Source organism: Acidovorax sp. 99, from assembly GCF_003096455.1.
GTDB lineage: Bacteria > Pseudomonadota > Gammaproteobacteria > Burkholderiales > Burkholderiaceae_C > Acidovorax > Acidovorax delafieldii.
This window is the reverse complement of the sequence record NZ_QEKU01000001.1, coordinates 1,549,410-1,569,356: the sequence shown is the minus strand read 5'-3', so window position 1 is coordinate 1,569,356 and position 19,947 is coordinate 1,549,410. Positions and strand designations below refer to the sequence as shown.

The following is a 19,947-nucleotide window of genomic DNA, read 5'->3' as shown; positions in this document are numbered from 1 at the left end:
GCGCTTGATCCACCAGCGCTACCGCCCCAAAACATCAAGATCCGAACTCGTTGCCCAATTCGTTGGCGCGTTTTTCGGCCGCGCGCATGGCGGCCTCGAACGCCTGCGATACGCCGCTGGCTTCCATCGACTGCAGGGCCGCGTAGGTGGTGCCGCCCTTGGACGTGACGCGTTCGCGCAGCACGGCGGGGGATTCGTCGGAACGGCGGGCCAGCTCGGACGCGCCCACAAACGTGCCCACGGCCAACTGGTGCGCCTGCGCTTCGGTCAGGCCCATGCCCACGCCGGCGCGTGTCATGGCTTCGAGGAAGTAGAAAACATAGGCCGGGCCCGAGCCCGACAGGGCGGTGACGGCGTCGAGCTGGGTCTCGCTCTCCACCCACAGGAATTCACCGGTGGACGCCATGATGGCTTCCACGCTCTGGCGCTCGGCGCTGGTTACGGCGGGGCGGGCGTAGATCGCGCTCATGCCCTTGCCCACCAGCGCGGGCGTGTTGGGCATGGTGCGCACGATGCGCTCGGTGCCTAGCCATTGGGCGATGCTGTCCGAGCGGATGCCTGCTGCCACGCTCAGGTGCAGGGCCTGCTGCGTGTGGGCCTTGGCCTGCGCGGCCGCGTCCTTGAAGGTCTGGGGCTTGACGGCCCAGACCACGATGCTGGCGCGCTGCAGTGCGGGGCCTGCCTCGGGTTGTGCGGTAAGGCCGAAGTTCTTGAGCAGCGCCTCACGCGTGGGGGCATAGGGCTCGACCACCTCGATCTGGCTGGCCGGGTGGCCCTGGCGGATCAGCCCGCCAATGATGGCGCTGGCCATGTTGCCGCCGCCGATGAAGGCGATGGTGGGGAGTTGGGAATTTGCTGCGGCGGAAGCGGAGGAGGTCATGCTACGGTCAGGCGAGAAAGGGAGGCGCCATGGTAGCGCCGGAGACCTGTGATTGTCCGAATGGCCTGTGCAACTGGCGCGGCCCATGCCAGTGCTCCCGCGCAAGGGCTGCCAGCATTCCCTGGTAGGGGCGCTGGGAGCGTCCCCCGCCCGCAACGCGCAGCGATGCGAGGGGAAGGCGCCGAAGGCGACTCAGGGGGGCTACTCTGCGACAGTTTGGCGCACGGCGTGTTCCCAGTTCGCCATCAGCTCCTGCGCACGCGCGCTGCCGAGCGTGGGCACAAAGCGGCGGTCGGCGCGCCACAGCCGCGAGAGTTCATCCGTGCTGCGGTACACGCCGCTCGACAGCCCTGCCAGGTAGGCCGCGCCCAAAGCGGTGGTCTCGATGACTGCAGGCCGCACCACCGGGATGCCCAGCAGGTCGGCCTGGAACTGCATCAGCAAGTCGTTGATGCAGGCGCCGCCGTCCACACGCAGCTCGCTCACCGGGGCGCCGCCGGCGGCCACGGCGTCGCGGCTCATGGCCAGCAGCAGGGCGGCGCTCTGGTAGGCAATGCTTTCGAGCGCCGCGCGCGCAATGTGGCCCAGCGTGGTGCCACGCGTGAGGCCCGTGATGGTGCCGCGTGCGTCAGGCTTCCAGTACGGGGCGCCCAGGCCGGTGAAGGCGGGCACCATCATCACGCCGCCCGAATCGGGCACGCTTTGGGCCAGTGACTCCACCTCGTTGCTGGTGGAGATGGCGCGCAGACCGTCGCGCAGCCACTGCACCACCGCGCCGCCGACAAACACACTGCCTTCCATCGCAAATTCAGGTTGCGCCGTCGCCTGTGCCGCACTGGTGGTGAGCAGGCCGTTCTGCGAGGTCTGGAACGTGCCGCCCGTGTGCATGAGCATGAAGCAGCCCGTGCCATAGGTGTTCTTGGCCATGCCGGCGGTGAAACAGGCCTGGCCGAACAGCGCGCTTTGCTGGTCGCCCGCCACGCCGCCAATGCGGATGGCGTGGCCCAGCAGGTCGGCCGCGATGTCGCCAAAGTGGGCGCTGGACGGCAGCACCTCGGGCATCAGCGCCTTGGGAATGCGCAGCAGCGCCAGCAGCTCGTCGTCCCACTGGTTGGTGTGCACATTGAACAGCATGGTGCGCGAGGCGTTGCTCACGTCCGTCACGTGCACTTTGCCGTGGGTGAGCTTCCACATCAGCCAGCTGTCCACCGTGCCAAAGGCCAGTTCGCCGCGCTCGGCCGTGTCGCGCGCGCCGGGCACGTGGTCCAGCATCCACTGCAGCTTGGTGCCCGAGAAATACGCATCCACCAGCAGGCCGGTCTTGGCCTGGATGGCGGCGGCGTGGCCTTGGCTTCGCAGCTGGGCGCAGGCGGGCTCGGCACGCCGGTCCTGCCACACGATGGCGTGGTGCACGGGCTGGCCGGTTTGGCGGTTCCACAGCACCGTGGTTTCGCGCTGGTTGGTGATGCCGACGGCACGGATGTCGCGGGCCGCAATGCCCGCTTTGGCCAGCGCATCGCGCGCGGTGGCGAGCTGGGTGCGCCAGATCTCCAGCGGGTCGTGCTCCACCCAGCCGGGCTGGGGGTAGATCTGCGGCAGCTCCAGCTGCGCCTGCGCCACGATGTGGCCGCCTTCGTCAAAAACGATGCTGCGGGAGCTGGAGGTGCCTTGGTCGAGGGCGAGCAGGTAGGTCATGGGGGCAAAGGATAGGGGAAGCTACGCGGCCACCGTGCAGATGACTTCAGCATCTTGCAGCAGGGCCGGGAAGGGTTGTGGCGGCGGTGCATCGGTGAACAGGCGGTCGATCTGTGCCAGCGTGGCCAGTTGCACCATGGCCGGGCGGTTGAACTTGCTGAAGTCGGCTGCCAGCCAGACCTCGCGCGCGTGTTCGATGATGGTTTGCGCCACCTTCACCTCGCGGTAGTCGAAGTCGCGCAGCGACCCGTCCGGCTCAATACCCGAAATGCCGATGAGCGCAATGTCCACCTTGAACTGGCGGATGAAATCCACCGCCGCTTCGCCCACGATGCCCCGGTCGCGCGCGCGCACCACGCCGCCCGCCACGATGACCTCGCACTCGGGGTTGCCGCTCAGGATGGCGGCCACATTCAGGTTGTTGGTGATCACGCGCAGGCCCCGGTGGTGCAGCAGCGCCTTGGCAATGGCCTCGGTGGTGGTGCCGATGTTCAGGATCAGCGAGCAGTCGTTGGGCACCTGTTCGGCCACGGCGCGCGCAATGCGTGCCTTGCCTTCGGCATGCAGGTTTTCGCGCTGGGTGTGTGCCAGGTTCTCCACCGTGGAGCTGGGCACGCGCACGCCGCCATGAAAGCGCGTGAGCAGTCCCGACTCCGCCAGGCGCTGCACGTCGCGGCGCACGGTCTGCAGCGTGACCCCCAGGGTGTCGGCAAGTTGTTCCACCGTGGCGGACTTGCGCGCGCGCACTTCTTCGAGGAGTTGGAGTTGGCGGGGATTGGTGTTCACGGTGGGGTGTGGTGCGCAGTGGTTTGTCACCGAATCGTAACGAATCTGAAACATCCGTTTGGGTGCCCGGTGACACGCTAAAGACTGTAAATCGAACAAAAACGAATTGATTAAGGGTAAACCTTGATTCGATTCGAACAAAAAGGAACAAAAATGAAAAAGATCGAAATTTGAGGGCTGCCGTGCGTGTGTGCAGCCCTTTCACACAGGCCGCAGGGCCGGAAGAGGATGCTTCATGCAGCTGGCGTTGGACAGCATCAGCAAAAAAGTCGGGGCGCAGACCTGGCTGTACGACATGAACCTGTCGCTGCAGCCCAATGCCGTGACGGTGTTGCTGGGAGCGACCCAGGCGGGCAAGACCAGCCTGATGCGCATCATGGCCGGGCTGGATGTGCCCACCCACGGGCGCGTGTTGGTGGATGGCAAGGACGTGACGGGCACCCCCGTGCGCGACCGCAATGTGGCCATGGTCTACCAGCAGTTCATCAACTACCCCTCGATGAAGGTGGCGGCCAACATCGCATCGCCCCTGAAGCTGCGCGGCGAAAAGAACATTGACGCCCGTGTGCGCGAAATCGCCAGCCGCCTGCACATCGACATGTTCCTGGACCGCTACCCGGCCGAGCTGTCTGGCGGGCAGCAGCAGCGCGTGGCCTTGGCCCGCGCCCTGGCCAAGGGTGCGCCGCTGATGCTGCTGGACGAACCCCTGGTGAACCTGGACTACAAGCTGCGTGAAGAACTGCGCGAGGAGCTGACCCAGCTGTTTGCTGCCGGTCAGTCCACCGTGGTCTACGCCACCACCGAGCCGGGCGAGGCCCTGCTGCTGGGCGGCTACACGGCGGTGCTGGACGAAGGCCAGCTGCTGCAGTACGGCCCCACGGCCGAGGTGTTCCATGCGCCCAATTCGCTGCGCGTGGCGCGCGCTTTCAGCGACCCGCCGATGAATCTGATTGCCGCCTCGGCAACCCCTGCCGGGGTGCGCTTGCAGGGCGGCCTGGAGCTGAGCGTGCCGCTGCCACAAGGCGTGGCGGCAGCCGCCGGCCTCACGGTGGGCGTGCGCGCCAGTGCGCTGCGGGTTGCGGCCCGCCCGGGCGACGTCAGCGTGGCGGGGGTGGTGGAGCTGGCCGAGATTTCGGGCTCCGACACCTTTGTGCACGCGGCCACGCCCTGGGGTGACCTGGTGGCGCAGCTGACCGGCGTGCATTACTTTGAACTGGGCACGTCCATCACGCTGCACCTGGACCCCGCCCAGGCCTACGTGTTTGGTGCCGACGGCCGACTGGCCTGGGCGCCCGCCCGGCCCGCTACTGCACAAGGAGGGCGCTGACATGGCCCGCATCAGCCTGGACTTGGCGCATTCGTACAAGCCCAACCCGCAGCAGGACAGCGACTACGCGCTGCTGCCGCTCAAGATGGAGTTCGAGGACGGCGGCGCCTATGCGCTGCTCGGCCCTTCGGGCTGTGGCAAGACCACCATGCTCAACATCATGTCGGGCCTGCTCGTGCCCTCGCATGGCAAGGTGCTGTTTGACGGCCGCGACGTGACACGCGCCAGCCCGCAGGAGCGCAACATTGCGCAGGTGTTCCAGTTCCCGGTGATCTACGACACCATGACGGTGGCCGAGAACCTGGCATTTCCGCTGCGCAACCGCAGGGTGCCCGAGGGCCAGATCAAGCAGCGTGTGGGCGTGATCGCCGAGATGCTGGAGATGAGCGGCCAGCTTAACCAGCGCGCGGCAGGCCTGGCGGCCGATGCCAAGCAGAAGATCTCGCTGGGCCGGGGGCTTGTTCGCGCCGATGTGGCGGCCGTGCTGTTCGACGAGCCGCTCACCGTGATCGACCCGCACCTCAAGTGGCAGCTGCGGCGCAAGCTCAAGCAGATCCACCACGAACTCAAGCTCACGCTGATCTATGTGACCCACGACCAGGTGGAGGCGCTGACCTTTGCCGATCAGGTGGTGGTGATGACGCGCGGCAAGGCCGTGCAGGTGGGCTCGGCCGACGCCTTGTTCGAGCGGCCTGCACACACCTTCGTGGGGCACTTCATTGGTTCGCCGGGCATGAACTTCCTGCCAGCGCACAGCGAGGGCGACAGCCTTACCGTGGCTGGCAACCGCCTGGCCAGCCCCGTGGGTCGCACGCTGCCCGCTGGCGCCCTGCAGGTCGGCATTCGCCCCGAATACCTGGCGCTGGCCCAGCCGCAACAGGCCGGTGCACTGCCCGGCACGGTGGTGCAGGTGCAGGACATCGGCACCTACCAGATGCTGACCGCCAAGGTGGGCGAGCACACCGTCAAGGCGCGTTTCACGCCCGAGACGCGCCTGCCATCGGCCGGTGACACGGCCTGGCTGCAGGTGCTGGGTGAGCACACCTGCTTTTACCAAAATGAGGAGTTGCTGGCATGAGCGCAACCACCAAACCCGTCAACCAGAAAGCCTGGTTCCTGATCCTGCCCGTGATCCTGTGCGTGGCCTTCTCGGCCATCCTGCCGCTGATGACGGTGGTGAACTACTCGGTGCAAGACATCATCAGCCCGGAGCGCCGCGTCTTCGTGGGCACCGAGTGGTTCGTGCAGGTGATGCGCGACGAGGAACTGCACGCCGCGTTGCTGCGCCAGCTCACCTTCTCGCTGGCCGTATTGGCGGTGGAGATTCCGCTGGGCATCCTGCTGGCGCTGTCCATGCCTGCGCAGGGCTGGAAGTCGTCGGCCGTGCTGGTGGTGGTGGCGCTGTCGTTGCTGATCCCCTGGAACGTGGTGGGCACCATCTGGCAGATCTATGGCCGTGCCGATATCGGCCTCATGGGCAGGCTGCTGCAAGAGGTGGGCATCGAATACAGCTACACCGGCAACGCCACGCAGGCGTGGCTCACGGTGCTGCTGATGGATGTGTGGCACTGGACGCCGCTGGTCGCTCTGCTGGCCTTTGCCGGGTTGCGCTCCATCCCCGACGCGTACTACCAGGCGGCCCGCATCGATGGCGCCAGCAAGTTCGCGGTGTTCCGCTACATCCAGCTGCCCAAGATGCGTGGCGTGCTGATGATTGCGGTGCTGCTGCGCTTCATGGACAGCTTCATGATCTACACCGAGCCGTTCGTGCTGACCGGCGGCGGGCCGGGCAATGCCACCACCTTCCTGAGCCAGTACTTGACGACCAAGGCCGTGGGCCAGTTCGACCTGGGCCCTGCCGCAGCGTTTTCGCTGATCTATTTCTTCATCATCCTGCTGCTGTGCTTCATCCTCTACAACTGGATGCAGCGCGTGGGTACCGCCAGCAACGAAGGAGCCGGCCATGAATGAAAAGCGCTTCCAGAAGCGGTCGATTTTTCTCGTTGCCTACCTGGTCTTCGCCGTGTTGCCCATCTACTGGATGGTCAACATGAGCTTCAAGACCAACGCGGAGATTCTCTCGACGTTCTCGTTTTTTCCCCAGCATTTCACGTGGGACAACTACAAGACCATCTTCACCGACGAGTCCTGGTATTCGGGCTACGTCAACAGCCTGATCTATGTGGGCATCAACACGGTGATCTCGCTCACCGTGGCGCTGCCCGCCGCCTATGCCTTCAGCCGCTACCAGTTCCTGGGCGACAAGCATGTGTTCTTCTGGCTGCTGACCAACCGCATGACGCCGCCCGCCGTGTTCCTGCTGCCGTTCTTTCAGCTCTACACCACCGTGGGGTTGATGGACACGCACATTGCCGTGGCACTGGCGCACCTGCTGTTCAACGTACCGCTGGCGGTGTGGATTCTGGAAGGCTTCATGAGCGGTATTCCGCGCGAGATCGATGAGACGGCCTATATCGATGGCTACAGCTTTCCACGCTTTTTCATGACCATTTTCCTGCCGCTCATCAAGGCTGGTGTGGGTGTGGCCGCGTTCTTCTGCTTCATGTTCAGCTGGGTCGAGCTGCTGCTGGCGCGCACGCTGACCAGCGTGAATGCCAAGCCCATCGTGGCCACCATGACGCGCACCGTGAGCGCCTCGGGCATGGACTGGGCGACGCTGGCCGCCGCTGGCGTGCTGACCATCGTGCCGGGTGCGATCGTGATCTGGTTTGTTCGCCACTACATCGCAAAAGGCTTTGCGATGGGGCGGGTTTGAGGAGGCAGCGACATGTTTGACTGGATGGCCTGGACGCTGCCCGTGGCGGTGTTCTTCATTTGCATCGTGCTGATGCTGATCGGTATGACGGTGTGGGAGATCAAGTCGCCCACGACGATGCGCAAGGGTTTTTTGCCGCTGGAGACAACGCGCGGTGATCGGCTGTTCATTGGGCTGTTGTCGGCGGCCTACGTGAATCTGATTTTTGTTGGTGTCAGCGGCAAGCTGGCCCAGTGGTTCAGCCTGCAGGGCGACCCGTCGATCTGGATCAGCTTTGTGTTGTCGATGGCGCTGCTGCTGCTCATCCTGCGCAAGGGGTGAGGTGTTTGCAGGCAGCCTTGGTTTCAATGGTTCCCGTCGCGCGGCTCAACCCTTCCCCGGAGCCGCGTGACCCTTGCATCCAAAGGGGAGATGACTATGAGGAGACAGGCACTATGAAGACGCGGTACACAGCGCTGGCACTGGCAGTGGCGGTCATGACGGGTCAGGCCGCCATGGCGGGCGAGGCGGAGGCCAAAAAATGGATCGACACCGAGTTCCAGCCCTCCACGCTGAGCAAGGACCAGCAGATGGCCGAAATGAAGTGGTTCATGGACGCGGCCAAGAAGCTGCAGGCCAAGGGTGTGAAGGAAATCTCGGTGGTGTCCGAGACCATCACCACCCACGAATACGAATCCAAGACGCTCGCCAAGGCGTTCGAGGAAATCACTGGCATCAAGGTCAAGCACGACCTGATCCAGGAGGGCGACGTGGTCGAGAAGCTGCAGACCTCCATGCAGTCGGGCAAGTCCATCTATGACGGCTGGATCTCGGACTCGGACCTGATCGGAACGCACTACCGCTACGGCAAGATCATGAACCTGACCGACTACATGGGCGGTGCAGGCAAGGAGTGGACCAACCCCGGCATCGACATCAAGGACTACATCGGCACCAAGTTCACGACCGGGCCAGACGGCAAGCTGTACCAGTTGCCCGACCAGCAGTTCGCCAACCTGTACTGGTTCCGCGCCGACCTGTTCGACCGCAAGGACATCAAGGACAAGTTCAAGGCCAAGTATGGCTACGACCTGGGTGTGCCGCTCAACTGGAGCGCCTATGAGGACATCGCCGAGTTCTTCACCAACGACGTGAAGAACATCGATGGCAAGCCTATCTATGGCCACATGGACTATGGCAAGAAGGACCCCTCCCTGGGCTGGCGTTTCACCGACGCATGGCTGTCCATGGCGGGCTCTGCCGACATCGGCGCGCCCAACGGCCTGCCGATCGACGAATGGGGCATCCGTGTGGCGGACGACAAGTGCACGCCAGTGGGCGCCAGCGTGGCCCGTGGCGGTGCGACCAACTCGCCCGCAGCCGTATATGCGCTGACCAAGTACGTGGACTGGATGAAGAAGTACGCGCCCAAGGAAGCCACGGGCATGACCTTCGGCGAAGCCGGCCCCGTGCCCGCGCAAGGTCAGATCGCGCAGCAGATCTTCTGGTACACCGCCTTCACGGCCGACATGACCAAGCCCGGCCTGCCCGTGGTGAACGCCGACGGCACGCCCAAGTGGCGCATGGCCCCCGGCCCCAACGGCCCCTACTGGAAGCAGGGCATGCAGAACGGCTACCAGGACGTGGGCTCCTGGACCTTCTTCAAGGACCATGACGCCAACAAGACGGCTGCCGCCTGGCTGTACGCCCAGTTCGTGACGGCCAAGACCACGTCGCTCAAGAAAACGCTGACGGGCCTGACCCCGATCCGCGAGAGCGACATCCAGTCCAAGGCCATGACGGACGCCGCGCCCAAGCTCGGTGGCCTGGTCGAGTTCTACCGCAGCCCGGCGCGCGTGGCATGGTCGCCTACCGGCACCAATGTGCCCGACTACCCCAAGCTGGCCCAGTTGTGGTGGAAGAACGTGGCGCAGGCGGTCACGGGCGAGAAGACTCCCCAGGGCGCCATGGACACCCTGGCCGACGAGATGGACCAGGTGATGGCCCGCCTGGAACGCGCAGGCATGGCCCACTGCGCGCCCAAGCTCAACCCCAAGAGCGACCCCAACAAGTGGCTGAGCGACAAGCAGGCCCCCTGGAAGAAGCTGGCCAATGAGAAGCCAAAGGGCGAAACCATTGCCTACGACAAGTTGCTGCAGGCGTGGAAGGACGGCAAGACGCGCTGATCCACAGATCAAGGTGTGGTTGTAACCACCATTGATCGGCAGCCAGGGCTCACAAGGTCTCTGGCTGCCTTTTTTGCTCGATACCGCCCTCGGCGCCTGTGCGGCTGCGGGGCGGGTTCTCACCCCGGGAGTGTCAGGGATTCAAGGGTAAACCCTTGGTTTCTACTCCGCCCATGGACAATCACCCCATGACCATTGCCACCGCACCCCTTCCTACACGGCGCGCCGACCTCCTGGCCCGCCTCGCCCAGCCGCACCAGTATGACCTCGCCGTGATCGGTGGTGGCGCGACGGGCCTGGGGGTGGCGCTGGATGCCGCGGCGCGCGGCTTTAGCGTCGTGCTGGTGGATTCACACGATTTCGCCAAAGGAACCTCGTCCCGTGCGACCAAGCTGGTGCATGGCGGGGTCCGTTACCTGGCCCAGGGCAACATCGCGTTGGTGCGCGAGGCGCTGCATGAACGCACCACGCTGCTGCACAACGCGCCCCATCTGGCGCAACCGCTGCCCTTTGTGATGCCGTCTTACCGTTTCTGGGAAACACCCTTCTATGGCATCGGGCTGATGATGTATGACGCGCTTGCAGGCAAGGCGGGCCTGGGCGCCACCCAGTTCCTGGGGCGCGAGCGCACCCTGCGGTGCCTGCCCACCGCCCGTACCGAGGGCCTGAAAGGCGGGGTCAAATACTGGGATGGCCAGTTTGACGATGCGCGCCTGGCGCTGGCGCTGGCGCGCACGGCGGCCAGCCTGGGCGCCTTGGTGGTCAATTACTGCCCAGCCAAGTCGCTGGTCCACGAGGCCGGAAAGGTCGTGGGCTTTGTCTGCGAGGACGCGGACAGCGGCCAACAGTTCACCGTGCGCGCCCGGTCGGTGGTCAACGCCACGGGCGTGTGGGTGGACACCCTGCGCCAGATGGACGGCGAAGCCATCGGGCGGCCCGTCAAGCCCATGGTGGCGCCCAGTCAGGGCGTACACATTGTGGTGGACCGGGAGTTCTTGCCGTCCGACCACGCCTTGATGGTGCCCAAAACGGCCGATGGCCGCGTGCTGTTTGCCGTGCCCTGGCTGGGCAAACTCATTCTTGGCACCACCGACAGCCCGCGCCAGGACGTGGTACGGGAGCCCGAGCCCTTCCGGGAGGAAGTGCGCTTCATCCTGGAGGAATCCGCCCGCTACCTGACCCGCGCGCCTCGCGTCGAGGACATCCGCAGCATCTGGGTGGGCTTGCGCCCGCTGGTCAAGCCGCAAGACGACGACGGCGACAACACCAAGAAGATCAGCCGGGAGCACACGGTGCTGGCCAGCCGCAGCGGCCTGATCACCGTGACGGGTGGAAAATGGACCACCTACCGGGCAATGGCCGAAGATGTGTTGCAAAAATGCTTCACCACGGGGCTGTTGCCTGAAAAACCAGCTGGGGTGACCAATCATCTTCCGTTGGTGGGAACTCCTCGGGAGCCCGTACAGCACCGCATCAGCGATGCCCAAGGACTGCACTCTTACGGCACGGAAGCGGCTGAGGTGCGGGCAATGCCCGGAGCGCAGACGGATCTCGGGGGCGGCCTGACGGAGGCAATGGTGCGCTTTGCGGCCCGCTACGAATACGCCTGTACGGTGGAAGATGTGCTGGCGCGGCGTTCGCGTCTGCTGTTCCTGGATGCCCGCAAGGCGATTGAGCTGGCGCCGGTTGTCGCAGGCCTCCTGCGCGAGGAGCTAGGCGCCGATCCGCAACTCGAGGCCTTTCTGGCCCTGGCGCAACAGTATCTGCATGTGCCCACATAACACGCGCTTGACTTCCTAAAAGTCTTTTGCAATAATCGAAGGCTTCGCGTTTCATACGTGAAGTTTCTGCCCAGCGGGAAGTGCTGCAAATGGTTTGCGGTGCGGACGACGGGCCCAAGACTGACTGGCTGATTTGCAGCCCTTGAGAAGTTCTCTGGGGCTGTTGTCTTCTGGTGCAAGTTGGGAATATTGAAATGATCCAGACAGAATCTCGGTTAGAGGTTGCCGACAATACCGGCGCCAAGTCCGTCCTTTGCATCAAGGTGCTGGGTGGCTCGAAGCGTCGCTATGCAAGCGTTGGCGACATCATCAAGGTGAGCATCAAAGAAGCCGCTCCACGTGGCCGCGTCAAAAAAGGCGAGGTTTACAGCGCAGTGGTGGTTCGCACGGCGAAGGGTATTCGTCGCGGCGACGGTTCGCTCGTCAAATTCGACGGCAACGCAGCAGTGTTGCTGAATGCAAAGTTGGAGCCCATTGGCACCCGCATCTTTGGACCCGTGACGCGTGAACTGCGTACCGAGAAGTTCATGAAGATCGTGTCCCTGGCTCCTGAAGTTCTCTAAGGACGCGCCATGAACAAGATTCGCAAGGGCGACGAAGTCATCGTGCTGACCGGCCGTGACAAGGGCAAGCGTGGCACTGTGTCGCTGCGCAAGGATGACTCTCACCTCGTCATCGACGGTATCAACTTGGTCAAGAAGCACGCCAAGCCAAACCCTATGAAGGGTACGACGGGCGGCATCATCGAAAAGGCCATGCCGATTCACCAGTCCAACGTGGCCATCTTCAATGCCGCTACTGGCAAGGCTGATCGCGTGGGCATCAAGGTGCAGGCTGACGGCACGCGCGTTCGCGTGTTCAAGTCCAGCGGCGCTGAAATCAAGGCGGCCTAAGGGGTAAACATGGCACGACTCCAAGAAATTTACCGCGACAAGATCGCTCCCGAGCTGACCAAGCAGTTCGGTTACACCTCGCCGATGCAGGTTCCTCGTCTGACCAAGATCACCCTGAACATGGGCGTGAGCGAAGCAGTCTCGGACAAGAAGGTGATGGACAACGCTGTGGCCGACCTGACCAAGATTGCTGGTCAGAAGCCTGTGGTGACCAAGGCCAAGAAGGCTATCGCTGGTTTCAAGATCCGCGAAGGTCAGGCCATTGGTTGCATGGTCACGCTGCGTGGCGTGCAGATGTATGAGTTCCTGGATCGTTTCGTGACCGTGGCGCTGCCCCGCGTTCGTGACTTCCGTGGTATCTCCGGTCGCGCCTTCGATGGCCGTGGCAACTACAACATCGGCGTCAAAGAACAGATCATCTTCCCTGAAATTGAGTACGACAAGGTTGACGCCCTGCGCGGTCTCAATATCAGCATCACCACGACGGCCAAGTCCGACGAAGAAGCCAAGGCGCTTCTCGCTGGTTTCCGTTTCCCGTTCAAGAACTGAGGCGAAGCATGGCTAAAGTAGCTTTGATCCAGCGCGAACTGAAGCGCGAAAAACTGGCAGCCAAGTACGCAACCAAGTATGCGGAACTGAAGGCAATCGCTGGCGATGCCAAGCGCAGCGACGAAGAGCGTGATGCAGCCCGTCTGGGCCTGCAAAAGCTCCCGCGCAACGCAAACCCCACACGTCAGCGTAACCGTTGCGAAATCACCGGTCGTCCACGTGGCACCTTCCGTCAATTCGGTCTGGCTCGCGCCAAGATCCGCGAACTGGCTTTCAATGGCGACATCCCAGGTGTCACCAAGGCCAGCTGGTAAGCAGGCAGGAGAGATTAAACATGAGCATGAGTGATCCCATCGCTGACTTGCTGACCCGCATCCGTAATGCACAGATGGTCTCCAAGGCCACGGTTCTGGTGCCATCTTCCAAAGTGAAGATCGCCATCGCCCAGGTGCTGAAGGACGAAGGTTATATCGACGGCTTCCAGGTCAAGACCGAAGCTGGCAAGTCCGAACTCGAAATTGCCCTGAAGTATTACGCAGGCCGTCCAGTGATTGAGCGAATCGAGCGCGTCAGCCGCCCTGGTCTGCGTGTCTACAAAGGCCGTGATTCCATTCCACAAGTCATGAACGGTCTGGGTGTGGCAATTGTCACAACGCCCAAGGGCGTGATGACCGATCGCAAGGCGCGCGCTACCGGTGTCGGTGGCGAAGTGCTCTGCTACGTGGCCTAACCCGCGGCATTGAGGAGAAACTGAAATGTCCCGAGTAGGAAAAATGCCCGTGACCATCCCCGCAGGTGTGGATGTGTCCGTGAAGAGTGACCAGATCTCCGTGAAGGGTTCTGGCGGCACCCTGTCGCTGGCGCAAAACGCGCTGGTGAAGGTGTCCAGCAATGAAGGCAAGCTCAGCTTTGAGCCTGCCAATGATTCCCGCGAAGCCAATGCCATGAGCGGCACGATTCGCCAGTTGGTCAACAACATGGTGGTCGGCGTTAGCAAGGGTTTCGAAAAGAAGCTGAGCTTGGTAGGTGTGGGTTACAAGGCTGCTGCAGCTGGTTCCAAGCTGAACCTGGCCGTCGGCTATTCGCACCCGGTCAACATCGAGATGCCCGCTGGTATCACGGTTGCCACCCCTACCCCCACTGAAGTGGTGATCAAGGGTGCTGATCGTCAACGCGTCGGTCAGATCGCCGCTGAGATCCGTGCTGTTCGTCCACCCGAGCCCTACAAGGGCAAGGGCATCCGCTACGCGGACGAAAAGATCACGATCAAAGAGACCAAGAAGAAATAAGGAGCTGCAACATGTTGACCAAGAAAGAGCAGCGTCTTCGTCGTTCGCGCCAGACCCGCATCCGCATTGCACAGCAAGGCGTGGCGCGTCTGACCGTGAACCGTACGAACCTCCATATCTACGCCAGTGTGATCTCCGGCGACGGCAGCAAGGTGCTGGCAAGCGCTTCGACGGCAGAAGCCGACGTGCGCAAGTCGCTCGGCGGTTCGGGCAAGGGTGGCAATGCCGCTGCAGCCCAGATCATCGGCAAGCGTATCGCTGAAAAGGCGAAAGCTGCAGGTGTCGAGAAGGTTGCATTTGATCGCGCAGGCTTTGCTTACCACGGTCGCGTCAAGGCTTTGGCCGACGCAGCCCGTGAAGCCGGCCTGCAGTTCTAAGCGGAGCGGAATAAAAAATGGCTAAATTTCAACCCAAAGTGCAAGACGAAGGTCGTGACGACGGTCTGCGCGAAAAAATGATCGCGGTCAACCGCGTGACCAAAGTCGTGAAGGGTGGCCGTATTCTCGGTTTCGCCGCACTGACTGTGGTTGGCGACGGTGACGGCCGCGTGGGCATGGGTAAGGGCAAGTCCAAGGAAGTGCCTGCTGCTGTGCAAAAGGCGATGGAAGAAGCCCGCCGCAACATGGTCAAGGTGTCCCTGAAGAACGGCACCATCTATCACAACGTGACCGGCCACCATGGCGCGGCGGTGGTGATGATGGCTCCCGCACCCAAGGGTACCGGTATCATTGCTGGCGGTCCTATGCGCGCAGTCTTTGAAGTACTGGGTGTGACCGACATCGTGGCCAAGAGCCATGGTTCGTCCAACCCCTACAACATGGTCCGTGCTACCTTTGACGCGCTCGTCAATTCGACGACTCCGTCGAACGTTGCAGCCAAGCGCGGCAAGACAGTCGAAGACATCTTCGCCTGAACCGGAGCCTGAATATGACAACGCAACAAACCGTCAAGATTCAACTGGTGCGCAGCCCGATTGGCACCAAGGAATCGCACCGCGCCACCGTCCGTGGCCTGGGTCTGCGCAAGCTGAACAGCGTCAGCGAATTGAAGGATTCGCCCGAAGTTCGCGGCATGATTAACAAGATCAGCTACCTGGTCAAAATCGTCTGAGAGATAGATCATGGAACTCAATAGCATCAAGCCCGCAGACGGCGCCAAGCATGCCAAGCGCCGCGTAGGCCGTGGTATCGGCTCCGGCCTGGGCAAGACCGCTGGCCGTGGTCACAAGGGCCAAAAGTCCCGCTCTGGTGGCTACCACAAGGTGGGCTTCGAAGGCGGTCAAATGCCGCTGCAACGTCGCTTGCCCAAGCGCGGCTTCAAGTCGCACCTGCTCAAGTTCAATGCAGAAGTCACGCTGACGGCGCTGGACCAACTGGGCCTGGCCGAAGTGGATGTGCTGGCACTGAAGCAAGCTGGTCTGGTGGGCGAGCTGGCCAAGGTGGTCAAGGTCATCAAGAGCGGTTCCCTGAGCAAGGCAGTCAAGCTGTCTGGCGTGGGTGCTACGGCTGGTGCCAAGGCAGCCATCGAAGCTGCTGGCGGCAGCGTCGCCTGAGTGTGGCACTGAAGGAAGGCATCTGTGGCTACTAGCGCGGCTCAAATTGCAAAGACCGGAAAATTCGGCGACCTGCGTCGTCGTCTGGTTTTTCTGTTGCTGGCGCTGGTCGTATACCGCATCGGGGCTCATATCCCTGTGCCTGGTATCGATCCAGCCCAACTTCAGCAGCTGTTCAGTGGCCAGCAGGGCGGCATCCTGAACCTGTTCAACATGTTTTCGGGTGGCGCGCTGTCGCGTTTCACAGTGTTCGCACTGGGGATCATGCCGTACATCTCGGCATCGATCATCATGCAGCTGATGACCTACGTGCTGCCCGCGTTTGAGCAGTTGAAGAAGGAAGGCGAAGCTGGTCGCAGGAAGATCACGCAATACACTCGTTACGGAACCCTGGGCCTGGCCCTGTTCCAGTCTCTGGGTATTGCCGTGGCTCTCGAAAGCTCTGCTGGCTTGGTTCTGAGCCCCGGTTTTGGCTTCCGCCTGACTGCAGTGGTCAGTTTGACGGCCGGAACCATGTTTCTGATGTGGTTGGGTGAGCAGATCACCGAGCGTGGTCTGGGCAACGGGATTTCGATCCTGATCTTCGGTGGTATCGCCGCCGGGTTGCCCAGTTCGATCGGTGGTCTTCTGGAGCTGGTTCGTACTGGCGCGATGAGCATCCTGGCAGCCATCTTCATCGTTATCGTGGTGGGTCTGGTGACTTACTTCGTGGTGTTTGTGGAGCGTGGTCAGCGCAAGATCCTGGTGAACTATGCACGGCGACAAGTCGGCAACAAGGTGTACGGCGGTCAATCGTCGCACTTGCCCTTGAAGCTGAACATGGCTGGTGTGATTCCTCCGATCTTCGCGTCGTCCATCATCTTGCTGCCTGCGACTGTGGTGAATTGGTTCAGTGCTGGTGAATCGATGCGTTGGCTCAAGGACATCTCGGGTGCACTGACTCCAGGTCAGCCGATCTATGTGATGTTCTATGCCGCTGCGATCATCTTCTTCTGTTTCTTCTACACGGCGTTGGTGTTCAACAGCCGCGAGACAGCAGACAACCTGAAGAAGAGTGGCGCGTTCATCCCAGGCATTCGTCCCGGTGAACAAACTGCCCGTTACATCGACAAGATCCTGGTTCGCCTGACCTTGGCCGGTGCCGTGTACATCACCTTCGTGTGTCTGTTGCCGGAGTTTCTGATCCTGAAGTACAACGTACCGTTTTACTTTGGTGGGACTTCCCTGCTGATCATTGTGGTGGTGACCATGGACTTCATGGCCCAGGTCCAGAACTACATGATGTCGCAACAGTACGAATCGCTGCTCAAGAAGGCGAACTTCAAAGGCAGTGCAGGCGGTTGACATCACGAGGGCAGCGCCCAGCGCTGCCTGCAAAGAGTTGGATATCGGTTGAGTTGGCGCCCCACGATTTTTCGCGGGCACAAATTGTGTTCCGTGCGAAGCAGCCGGGACGGATGGAAAAGTTTTAGGAGAATGCAATGAGAGTTTCGGCTTCGGTCAAAAAAATCTGCCGCAACTGCAAGATCATCCGCCGCAAGGGTGTGGTGCGCGTGATCTGCACGGATCTGCGTCACAAGCAGCGCCAAGGTTGATTGGAAAGTATTAGAGGACGCATATGGCACGTATCGCTGGCATTAACATTCCGCCGCACAAGCACGCGGAAATCGGTTTGACCGCCATTTTTGGCATTGGTCGCACCCGCGCTCGCAAGATCTGCGAAGCAACTGGTATCGCTTACTCCAAGAAGATCAAGGATCTGACGGACGGCGATCTGGAAAAAATTCGCGAGCAAATCGAGCAGTTCACCATTGAAGGTGACCTGCGCCGCGAAACCACGATGAACATCAAGCGTTTGATGGACATCGGCTGCTATCGTGGCTTCCGCCATCGCCGCGGTCTGCCAATGCGTGGTCAGCGCACCCGTACCAATGCTCGCACTCGCAAGGGTCCGCGCAAGGGTGCAGCTGCACTGAAGAAATAAAGATTGAAAGATCATCATGGCTAAGTCTCCTGCCAATAACGCAGCTCAGCGCGTTCGCAAGAAGGTCCGGAAGAATGTTTCGGACGGCATTGCACACGTGCACGCCTCGTTCAACAACACCATCATCACGATCACCGACCGTCAGGGCAACGCTCTGTCGTGGGCTTCGTCCGGTGGCCAAGGTTTCAAGGGTTCGCGCAAGTCCACCCCATTCGCAGCCCAAGTGGCTTCGGAAGTGGCTGGTCGCGCTGCCATCGATCAAGGTATCAAGAACCTTGACGTTGAAATCAAGGGCCCAGGTCCTGGTCGTGAGTCTTCGGTGCGCGCATTGGGCGCACTGGGCATCCGTATCACATCGATCTCCGATGTGACCCCGGTGCCACACAACGGCTGCCGCCCTCAAAAGCGCCGTCGTATCTAATCTCTCTAAGCCCACCGCCGCCTGTGAACGCGCAAGCGCCTCAGGCGGCTCCCGCAATGGTTTGCGGTAGATGACACAAAGGAAGCTCAAGTGGCACGTTACCTCGGCCCCAAGGCCAAACTCTCCCGCCGTGAAGGCACTGACCTGTTCCTGAAGAGCGCCCGTCGCTCGATCGCTGACAAGTCCAAATTCGACTCCAAGCCTGGTCAGCACGGCCGCACCTCGGGTGCCCGCACCTCTGACTACGGTCTGCAACTGCGTGAAAAGCAGAAGGTCAAGCGCATGTACGGCGTGCTGGAAAAGCAATTCCGCCGTTACTTCGAAGCCGCCGAAGGCAAGAAGGGCAACACTGGCGCCAATCTGCTGTTCCTGTTGGAGTCCCGTCTCGACAACGTCGTGTACCGCATGGGTTTCGGCTCCACTCGCGCTGAAGCGCGCCAGCTGGTGTCGCACAAGGCGATCACCGTGAACGGCAAGTCCGTGAACATTGCTTCGTACCTCGTGAAGACGGGTGACGTGGTGGCTGTGCGTGAAAAGTCCAAGAAGCAAAATCGCGTGGTGGAAGCCCTGCAACTGGCAGCTCAAGTGGGCATGCCCGCATGGGTGGAAGTGAATGCCGAGAAGGCAGAAGGCATCTTCAAGAAGGTGCCAGACCGTGATGAGTTTGGCGCCGACATCAACGAATCGCTGATCGTTGAGTTGTACTCGCGCTAATCGGTCGAGTACGTAATTCAAGAAAACCGTCCCTGAACCGCGAGGCATCGCGGTTTAGGCGCTTCACCAGCCTTACCGGTGTAACGAGCTGGGGGTATTGAGAGGAAGTCTGAATGCAAACCAATTTGCTGAAACCCAAGGCGATCAATGTCGAGCAGCTTGGCCACAACCGTGCCAAGGTCGCACTGGAGCCGTTCGAGCGTGGGTACGGCCACACGCTGGGCAACGCCATTCGGCGCGTCCTGCTCTCGTCCATGGTGGGTTACGCAGCGACGGAAGTCACCATTGCAGGCGTTCTGCACGAGTATTCGTCTATTGACGGTGTTCAAGAGGATGTGGTCAATATCCTGCTGAACCTCAAGGGTGTGGTGTTCAAGCTCCATAACCGTGATGAAGTGACGTTGAGCCTGCGCAAAGATGGCGAAGGTGTGGTCACTGCCCGTGACATCCAGACCCCTCACGACGTGGAAATCGTCAACCCTGATCACGTGATCGCCAACCTGTCTGCTGGCGGGAAGCTGGACATGCAGATCAAGGTAGAGAAGGGTCGCGGCTATGTGCCCGGCAATCTGCGCCGCTATGCCGACGAGTCGACCAAGTCGATTGGCCGCATCGTGCTGGACGCGTCGTTCTCCCCCGTGAAGCGTGTGAGCTACACCGTGGAAAGCGCCCGTGTGGAGCAGCGTACCGACTTGGACAAGCTGGTGGTCGAGATCGAGACCAACGGCGCGATCACTGCCGAAGATGCCGTGCGGGCATCTGCCAAGATCCTGGTGGAACAGCTGGCGGTATTCGCGCAGCTGGAAGGCGGCGAGCTGGCTGCGTTCGACGCACCCGCAGGCCCACGTGGCAATGCAACGTTCGATCCGATCCTGCTGCGTCCTGTGGACGAGCTGGAACTGACCGTGCGTTCTGCCAACTGCCTGAAGGCCGAGAACATCTACTACATCGGTGATCTGATTCAGCGCACCGAGAACGAGCTGCTCAAGACGCCTAACCTCGGCCGCAAGTCGCTCAACGAAATCAAGGAAGTGCTGGCATCGCGTGGCCTCACCTTGGGCATGAAGCTTGAGAACTGGCCGCCAGCAGGTCTGGACAAGCGTTAAGCCAAAGCTATAATCGAAAGCTGCCCAAA

At 61.7% G+C, this 19,947-nt stretch carries 26 protein-coding genes; 23 read left to right on the top strand and 3 right to left on the bottom strand.

Features of this window, described 5'->3' with window-relative positions; genetic code table 11:
• Positions 1-34: 34 nt before the first annotated feature.
• The 3 genes from proC to C8C95_RS07380 form a co-directional block, all read right to left on the bottom strand.
• A complete protein-coding gene (proC, locus tag C8C95_RS07390; protein ID WP_116748133.1) occupies positions 35-880 on the bottom strand; it encodes a pyrroline-5-carboxylate reductase in 846 nt (281 codons plus the stop codon).
• Between the two features lie 201 nt (positions 881-1,081).
• On the bottom strand, positions 1,082-2,575 hold the full coding sequence (glpK, locus tag C8C95_RS07385; protein WP_116748132.1) for a glycerol kinase GlpK: 1,494 nt from the start codon (positions 2,573-2,575) through the stop codon (positions 1,082-1,084).
• A 21-nt stretch (positions 2,576-2,596) separates the two neighbouring features.
• On the bottom strand, positions 2,597-3,361 hold the full coding sequence (locus C8C95_RS07380) for a DeoR/GlpR family DNA-binding transcription regulator (protein ID WP_015016027.1): 765 nt from the start codon (positions 3,359-3,361) through the stop codon (positions 2,597-2,599).
• 235 nt (positions 3,362-3,596) lie between these two features.
• On the opposite strand from C8C95_RS07380, the gene C8C95_RS07375 reads away from it, so the two are divergent.
• The 23 genes from C8C95_RS07375 to rpoA all read left to right on the top strand — a co-directional run bounded on the left by C8C95_RS07375 (position 3,597) and on the right by rpoA (position 19,918).
• Entirely contained in the window at positions 3,597-4,688 is a 1,092-nt protein-coding gene (locus C8C95_RS07375) for an ABC transporter ATP-binding protein (protein WP_116748131.1), read from the top strand.
• A gap of 1 nt (position 4,689) precedes the next feature.
• Positions 4,690-5,766 carry an ABC transporter ATP-binding protein gene (locus C8C95_RS07370; RefSeq protein WP_116748130.1) on the top strand — a complete coding sequence of 359 codons (1,077 nt, stop codon included), beginning with the start codon at positions 4,690-4,692 and terminating at the stop codon, positions 5,764-5,766.
• Complete coding sequence (locus C8C95_RS07365) at positions 5,763-6,659, top strand: sugar ABC transporter permease (RefSeq protein WP_116748129.1); 897 nt, start codon at positions 5,763-5,765, stop codon at positions 6,657-6,659. Before C8C95_RS07370 ends, C8C95_RS07365 begins: the two co-directional genes overlap by 4 nt.
• Complete coding sequence (locus tag C8C95_RS07360) at positions 6,652-7,464, top strand: carbohydrate ABC transporter permease (protein ID WP_116748128.1); 813 nt, start codon at positions 6,652-6,654, stop codon at positions 7,462-7,464. Before C8C95_RS07365 ends, C8C95_RS07360 begins: the two co-directional genes overlap by 8 nt.
• Positions 7,465-7,476: 12 nt before the next feature.
• Entirely contained in the window at positions 7,477-7,785 is a 309-nt protein-coding gene (locus C8C95_RS07355; RefSeq protein ID WP_056065375.1) for a DUF2160 domain-containing protein, read from the top strand.
• Between the two features lie 113 nt (positions 7,786-7,898).
• The gene (locus C8C95_RS07350) at positions 7,899-9,629 is read left to right on the top strand and encodes an ABC transporter substrate-binding protein (protein WP_056065378.1); all 1,731 of its coding nucleotides are present in this window, start codon (positions 7,899-7,901) and stop codon (positions 9,627-9,629) included.
• Positions 9,630-9,817: 188 nt separating this feature from the next.
• Positions 9,818-11,410 carry a glycerol-3-phosphate dehydrogenase/oxidase gene (locus C8C95_RS07345; protein ID WP_116748127.1) on the top strand — a complete coding sequence of 531 codons (1,593 nt, stop codon included), beginning with the start codon at positions 9,818-9,820 and terminating at the stop codon, positions 11,408-11,410.
• Between the two features lie 194 nt (positions 11,411-11,604).
• Positions 11,605-11,973: a 50S ribosomal protein L14 gene (gene rplN / locus C8C95_RS07340; RefSeq protein WP_007861702.1), complete on the top strand. Its 369-nt coding sequence runs from the start codon at positions 11,605-11,607 to the stop codon at positions 11,971-11,973.
• 9 nt (positions 11,974-11,982) lie between these two features.
• Positions 11,983-12,303: a 50S ribosomal protein L24 gene (rplX, locus tag C8C95_RS07335; RefSeq protein WP_008906524.1), complete on the top strand. Its 321-nt coding sequence runs from the start codon at positions 11,983-11,985 to the stop codon at positions 12,301-12,303.
• A 9-nt stretch (positions 12,304-12,312) separates the two neighbouring features.
• A complete protein-coding gene (gene rplE, locus C8C95_RS07330; protein ID WP_005793632.1) occupies positions 12,313-12,852 on the top strand; it encodes a 50S ribosomal protein L5 in 540 nt (179 codons plus the stop codon).
• A gap of 8 nt (positions 12,853-12,860) precedes the next feature.
• Positions 12,861-13,166 carry a 30S ribosomal protein S14 gene (gene rpsN / locus C8C95_RS07325; protein ID WP_015016017.1) on the top strand — a complete coding sequence of 102 codons (306 nt, stop codon included), beginning with the start codon at positions 12,861-12,863 and terminating at the stop codon, positions 13,164-13,166.
• 20 nt (positions 13,167-13,186) lie between these two features.
• A complete protein-coding gene (rpsH, locus tag C8C95_RS07320) occupies positions 13,187-13,582 on the top strand; it encodes a 30S ribosomal protein S8 (RefSeq protein WP_005793636.1) in 396 nt (131 codons plus the stop codon).
• A 25-nt stretch (positions 13,583-13,607) separates the two neighbouring features.
• Complete coding sequence (gene rplF, locus C8C95_RS07315) at positions 13,608-14,141, top strand: 50S ribosomal protein L6 (RefSeq protein WP_056065384.1); 534 nt, start codon at positions 13,608-13,610, stop codon at positions 14,139-14,141.
• An 11-nt stretch (positions 14,142-14,152) separates the two neighbouring features.
• Complete coding sequence (rplR, locus tag C8C95_RS07310) at positions 14,153-14,518, top strand: 50S ribosomal protein L18 (RefSeq protein ID WP_005793639.1); 366 nt, start codon at positions 14,153-14,155, stop codon at positions 14,516-14,518.
• Positions 14,519-14,535: 17 nt separating this feature from the next.
• Entirely contained in the window at positions 14,536-15,054 is a 519-nt protein-coding gene (gene rpsE / locus C8C95_RS07305) for a 30S ribosomal protein S5 (RefSeq protein ID WP_015016014.1), read from the top strand.
• A gap of 14 nt (positions 15,055-15,068) precedes the next feature.
• The gene (rpmD, locus tag C8C95_RS07300) at positions 15,069-15,251 is read left to right on the top strand and encodes a 50S ribosomal protein L30 (RefSeq protein WP_005793644.1); all 183 of its coding nucleotides are present in this window, start codon (positions 15,069-15,071) and stop codon (positions 15,249-15,251) included.
• A 10-nt stretch (positions 15,252-15,261) separates the two neighbouring features.
• Positions 15,262-15,693, top strand: a complete 432-nt coding sequence (gene rplO, locus C8C95_RS07295; RefSeq protein ID WP_056065387.1) for a 50S ribosomal protein L15 — start codon at positions 15,262-15,264, stop codon at positions 15,691-15,693.
• A 24-nt stretch (positions 15,694-15,717) separates the two neighbouring features.
• Entirely contained in the window at positions 15,718-17,037 is a 1,320-nt protein-coding gene (gene secY / locus C8C95_RS07290) for a preprotein translocase subunit SecY (protein WP_056065391.1), read from the top strand.
• 137 nt (positions 17,038-17,174) lie between these two features.
• Positions 17,175-17,288, top strand: coding sequence for a 50S ribosomal protein L36 (rpmJ, locus tag C8C95_RS07285; protein ID WP_005793651.1), 114 nt, complete (start codon positions 17,175-17,177; stop codon positions 17,286-17,288).
• 23 nt (positions 17,289-17,311) lie between these two features.
• A complete protein-coding gene (rpsM, locus tag C8C95_RS07280) occupies positions 17,312-17,677 on the top strand; it encodes a 30S ribosomal protein S13 (protein WP_008906516.1) in 366 nt (121 codons plus the stop codon).
• A 16-nt stretch (positions 17,678-17,693) separates the two neighbouring features.
• A complete protein-coding gene (gene rpsK, locus C8C95_RS07275) occupies positions 17,694-18,098 on the top strand; it encodes a 30S ribosomal protein S11 (protein WP_005793662.1) in 405 nt (134 codons plus the stop codon).
• 90 nt (positions 18,099-18,188) lie between these two features.
• Entirely contained in the window at positions 18,189-18,812 is a 624-nt protein-coding gene (gene rpsD / locus C8C95_RS07270; RefSeq protein ID WP_008906515.1) for a 30S ribosomal protein S4, read from the top strand.
• A 113-nt stretch (positions 18,813-18,925) separates the two neighbouring features.
• A complete protein-coding gene (gene rpoA / locus C8C95_RS07265) occupies positions 18,926-19,918 on the top strand; it encodes a DNA-directed RNA polymerase subunit alpha (RefSeq protein ID WP_005793666.1) in 993 nt (330 codons plus the stop codon).
• The last annotated feature ends 29 nt before the right edge of the window (positions 19,919-19,947 follow it).